General features: G+C 43.6%; 4 protein-coding genes. All 4 read left to right on the top strand.

From position 1 onward, the window contains the following. A partial coding sequence (locus SGI98_13235; GenBank protein MDZ4744367.1) for a glycosyltransferase occupies positions 1–973 on the top strand: 973 nt, incomplete at its 5' end. 49 nt (positions 974–1,022) lie between these two features. Then, positions 1,023–2,282, top strand: coding sequence for an FAD-dependent oxidoreductase (locus SGI98_13230; GenBank protein MDZ4744366.1), 1,260 nt, complete (start codon positions 1,023–1,025; stop codon positions 2,280–2,282). Positions 2,283–2,643: 361 nt separating this feature from the next. Next, complete coding sequence (locus tag SGI98_13225; protein ID MDZ4744365.1) at positions 2,644–3,762, top strand: glycosyltransferase family 4 protein; 1,119 nt, start codon at positions 2,644–2,646, stop codon at positions 3,760–3,762. Between the two features lie 87 nt (positions 3,763–3,849). Continuing rightward, the gene (locus tag SGI98_13220) at positions 3,850–4,743 is read left to right on the top strand and encodes a sugar nucleotide-binding protein (protein MDZ4744364.1); all 894 of its coding nucleotides are present in this window, start codon (positions 3,850–3,852) and stop codon (positions 4,741–4,743) included. Positions 4,744–4,865 lie beyond the last annotated feature (122 nt).

Below are 4,865 nucleotides of genomic sequence, written 5' to 3'. Positions count from 1 at the left end.
TGAGGGCGTTAAAGCTTTTTTCGAGTCGATGTCTGCTCAGTCGCTGCTTCCCGATGAGATCGTTATGACAGATGCAGGATCCAGTGACGGCACTTGGGAGTTGATTCTCAAAAAGTCTGCTCAGAATGACCAAAGACCTAAGGTGATCGCAATACAGGAGAAAAAATGTAATGTCGCCCGGGGCCGTAATCTCGCGATAGAAAAGGCATCGGGGGATTTGATCGTGTCCACGGACATTGGTTGTGAATGGGATCCTGAGTGGATTGAGGAATTAGTGACACCGCTACTCCATGATTCTTCTCTTGATTTGGTCATTGGCAGCTGGGCGGTAAAAAATGAGAGTCTCAATGGGCCATGGGCTTTGACGGAATGGGCATTAAAAGGGGATCAGAAGCTTAATGCTCGTGCGGATAGCTACAGTTCCTCCCGCTCTATTGCCTACCTTAAAAGTGTATGGGAAAGACTCGGGAAATATCCTGAGGATTTAACATTCGCTGGTGATGATGCGGCCTTTCATTATATGATCGAAAAGGCCGGAAGTCGACGTGTGGGGGCGCCAGGTGTCCGGTGTTACTGGCACCGCCACGAAAATTTGAAAGCCTTCTTCAAAGAATCCTACAGATATGGGGTGGGTGAGGGAGAGGCTTTGATCCACCGTCGTGCAGCCCTCCTCATTGGCGGACGTTTTTTGATGGAGCTGATATGTCTTGTGGGCGGGATTGTGCTCTCGTTTTTGTTTTCTCTGGTAGGTCTGGCACTCATTTTAGTCGCATTGCTTTCTTTTATCCTTCGTTGCTGGAGATTTCTTCCAGCTACCCGGAGACTCGCATCTAAGGGTGTAGATCATCCGCTTGGTAGAATTTTGCTCTTTGTCTATGGCACCAAATGGTATTGGATCAAAGGTTATCTGGAAGGTCTTATTCGAGGAAAAACCCAATGCCGAGATTGTCGTAAAAGATTAAAGCCGCAGTAGTGTGTGATTATTGGCAGAGACTGTTCGTTATTCACTCTTTTATCAAATTATGAAAAAAGTCGCTATCATAGGGGCTGGAATTTCCGGACTATCCGCTGCTCAACTGCTCAAAGACCGTTTTTTAGTCACGGTATTTGAGCAAGGGGGTAAGCCGGGTGGACTGGTCAAATGTGACCGGATCAAGGGTAACCTTTTTCATCGTGTCGGTGGACATGTTTTTAATAGTCGGAATCAGGAGGTTTTAGATTGGTTCTGGGGATTCTTTGACCGTGATCAGGAATTTCTGAAAGCCCAACGTAATGCTAAAATCTTTATTAATGGGAAAGTGATTGGTTACCCGATAGAAGATTATCTTTACGAGTTCCCGGCAGAGACGGTATCAGCAATATTAGATGACCTACTTCATGCTGGGGAAGGGGAATACCTCGATTTTGAGGCCTTTCTAAGAGGAAATTTTGGGAAGACCCTTTATGAGCTCTATTTTGGCCCTTATAACCAAAAAATTTGGCATACTGATCTGTCAGAAATCCCCCTCGAATGGTTAGAGGGCAAATTGCCCATGCCGGATATTAAACAAATACTTCTCCGGAATATCACCAGGCAAGTAGAGAAACAGATGGTTCATTCTACATTCTATTATGCAAAAGAAAACGGTTCACAATTCATTATCGACCGGATTTCTGAGGGTTTAGATATCCGAGTCAATACGCCGGTGACTCGAATAGAGAATGTGCAAAATGGATGGACTCTAAATGGTCAGGGGACTTTTGATCATATTGTCTATTGTGGAGATGTGCGGAAATTAAAAAATCTCATCCATCATAATCAGCCGGAACTGGGGGCATGTCTGGCATCAGTGAGTGCACTCCGATCTAACAGCACCTCAAATCTCTTTTGTGAATGTGACTCTACAGATAGATCATGGATGTATTTGCCGGGTAAGGAGACTCAGGCCCATAGGATAATCTACACAGGAGGATTCAGCCCGACAAATAATGGGGGTGTGACCCGGCAGGATCGGATGACCTGTGTGGTGGAGTTTTCAGGTGAGTACACCCAAGATGAAATGGAACTCGAGGTCAGTAAATTGCCCGGGAATCTCAGTCCCCTAGCATCCAACCATGAGAAAAACTCCTATATCATCCATCATAAAGATACACGTGATCAAATCACTGCTTTGAAGAAGCAGCTTGCACTCAAGCAATTTCATCTTTTGGGCCGTTTTGCCGAGTGGGAATATTATAATATGGATAAGGCTATAGAGGCGGCAATGGGACTCAGGAAAAAGCTCGAAGAAGAGAAGTTCTAAGTGCTCGTGCGAAGCACTCAGTTTAAAAAAAAAATGGAGCGTCCGAGATTCTCGCTCGACCAGATTGACGAAAAACAAAAGTTAAAAGTCGAAATATGTAGATCAAGCGGCACTCACTTGTCATCTTTGCAGCGTGTTCATTCACAGACATCACTGATTGACACAGATTTTCCAAATGGAGGGACAATCTTCTGATTGTCTGGGAAGGATGGAATCGGAGGGCAGGTCATGCAGAAGCCTGACCTACGAAAAATGGCGAATAGGATGCGGAATAGGGAAGATAGAATGAGGAAAGAATAATTATTTGCACAATGAACCAAATACAAAAAACCAAGAACTAGTTTTAATGAAACTTCTCTATATGATGAATTCTGACCGTGGGGGGATGGCTGATTATGGCTTATATCAGGCATTGGCGCTGCGGGATCAAAATGTAGATGTCACCTTTCTTTGTAGTCCGGGATATATTCATCAGGAGAAACTACAGGGAATCACGGTTATCCCTCAGCTCTATTCGATTGAGAGCCGAAAAATAGGAAAAATAAAACGGCGTGTCAATTGGATCAGTAAACTCGTAGGAGATATAAAAACTTTATGTCAGGTCTCTGAAGAAGTGCGTCCTGATACGATTCTCTTTTCTTCCTATTATGAATACCTGTCACCTTTATGGGCATGGAGAATTCGGGGCCTGAAGAAAAAAATGCCTATGCAAATTGCTTCAGTCATTCATGATCCGGTGAGAAACTTCCAAGTAGGGCCGAAATGGTGGCATGAATGGTCGATTCGAGAGGCCTATTCCTTTCTCGATCATGCATTCCTCCATGAGAAAATCGGGATTCCATTCTCTGAAGACAAGACATTCCTGATTCCTCAAGGAATATATCAGTACCCCGAACCAAGCAAAGAGAGGTGGAAAGTTTTATCCAAACTCAATATTCCTACAGATTCATTAGTCTTGTTAAGTTTTGGATTTATTCGTGATGGAAAAAATCTTGATTTATTAATTCAATCGCTCAAGGAATTGCCAAAGTGCCATCTGATCATCGCGGGTCATGAACAAAGCGGATCACAGAAAGGAATCGAATATTATCAGTCCTTAGCAGAAAAAGCGGGAGTAAAGGATCGCTGTCATTGGCAGACAAAATTCATCCCTGATCAGGAAGCCGCAGATTTATTTAATGCGAGCGATTTAATCGCGCTGACGTATTCTGCCTCATTCCGTTCTGCCAGTGCCGTTGCTAATATAGCTGCACGTTACAGAAAACCAGTGATCGCATCAGGGGGACAGGGTAACCTCCAAAAGATCGTTAAGGATTATTGTTTGGGAATATGGGTCGAGCCTGATTCTCAGGAGGCGATCATTGATGGAGTTCAGGACTTTACTAGAAATCCGCCCTTACCGGATTATCATCGATTTATTGAAGAAAATTCTTGGGAAAGAAATGCACGGATCGTAAAGGATGCATTTTTGCATAGATGACTCTCTCGAACCTAAAACTAAAAAAGTCAATCAACCAATTAGCTGCAATTGTATAGTTGATACTATTACTTTAAATATTAAAAACTTATGGATAAAAAAGTCTTATTAATCGGTGGTAATGGATATGTCGGTACTGCTTTCCGGGAGTTTTTAGAAACTCGTCAGATATCTTTTCAGAATCTGAGCCGGAAGGATTTTGATTATTATAAGGTGGAGGCTTTATCGCAGGTTATTAAAGACTATAGGCCGGATGTTTTGATTAATTGTGCAGGATATACCGGGAAACCAAATGTCGATGCCTGTGAGTCTCATAAGGATGAATGTCTGCTCGGGAATGCGGTTTTGCCCGGTGTGATCAGTCGTGTTTGTGAGATGAATCAATTGCCATGGATTCAGATTTCATCAGGGTGTATTTATACGGGGAATACGCCTGACGGATCAGGTTTTAAGGAAACTGATACTCCAAACTTTTCTTTTCGTTCGGGATATTGCAGCTTCTACAGTGGGACTAAAGCACTGGGTGAAGAAGTTTTGAGAGATGACGCAAATTGTTACGGGTTAAGGTTGAGGATTCCTTTTAATGAAAAGGATTCCCCTCGGAATTACATTTCTAAACTCCTGCGTTATGACCGGATATTGAATGCGGTTAATTCACTTTCACAGCTAGATGAATTTGTGAAGGCTGCGTGGCAGCTTTATATGAATGATTGTCCTAAAGGAATTTATAACCTAACCAATCCGGGCTCAGTATCGGCCAAAGACGTGATTGACATGATTCAGAAAGCTGGACTATCAAATAAAGAATTCAGCTTCTTTGAAAACGAATCAGACTTTATGGCTAAGGCTGCAATCACGCCGCGTTCAAATTGTGTTTTGAATACGGACAAACTCGTCGCCGCCGGGATCAAGCTCCGCCCTGTCGAGGAAGCCCTCGAGTGGTCGATAAAAAACTGGAAGGCTGCGCAAAGCGCAGGGGTCTAAGTACTAGGTGCGAAGTGCTAAGTTTAAAAAAAAATGGAGGGTCGAGATTCTCGCTCGACCGTGTGCGGACAAACGTGTAGGGCGAGCGGCCCTCACTTGCCACAGGTCAGAGTTTCACGGAT

The sequence above is a fragment of the Verrucomicrobiota bacterium genome (assembly GCA_034440155.1).
Lineage (GTDB): Bacteria > Verrucomicrobiota > Verrucomicrobiia > JAWXBN01 > JAWXBN01 > JAWXBN01.
The sequence above is the reverse complement of the archived record's forward strand: the minus strand, read 5'-3'. Positions and strand labels throughout refer to the sequence as shown.

Excerpts from the sequence above, each read along its gene's own strand:
- SGI98_13230 (MDZ4744366.1), top strand. The coding sequence starts at position 1,023 with ATGAAAAAAGTCGCTATCATAGGGGCTGGAATTTCCGGACTATCCGCT.
- SGI98_13225 (MDZ4744365.1), top strand. The coding sequence starts at position 2,644 with ATGATGAATTCTGACCGTGGGGGGATGGCTGATTATGGCTTATATCAG.
- SGI98_13220 (MDZ4744364.1), top strand. The coding sequence starts at position 3,850 with ATGGATAAAAAAGTCTTATTAATCGGTGGTAATGGATATGTCGGTACT.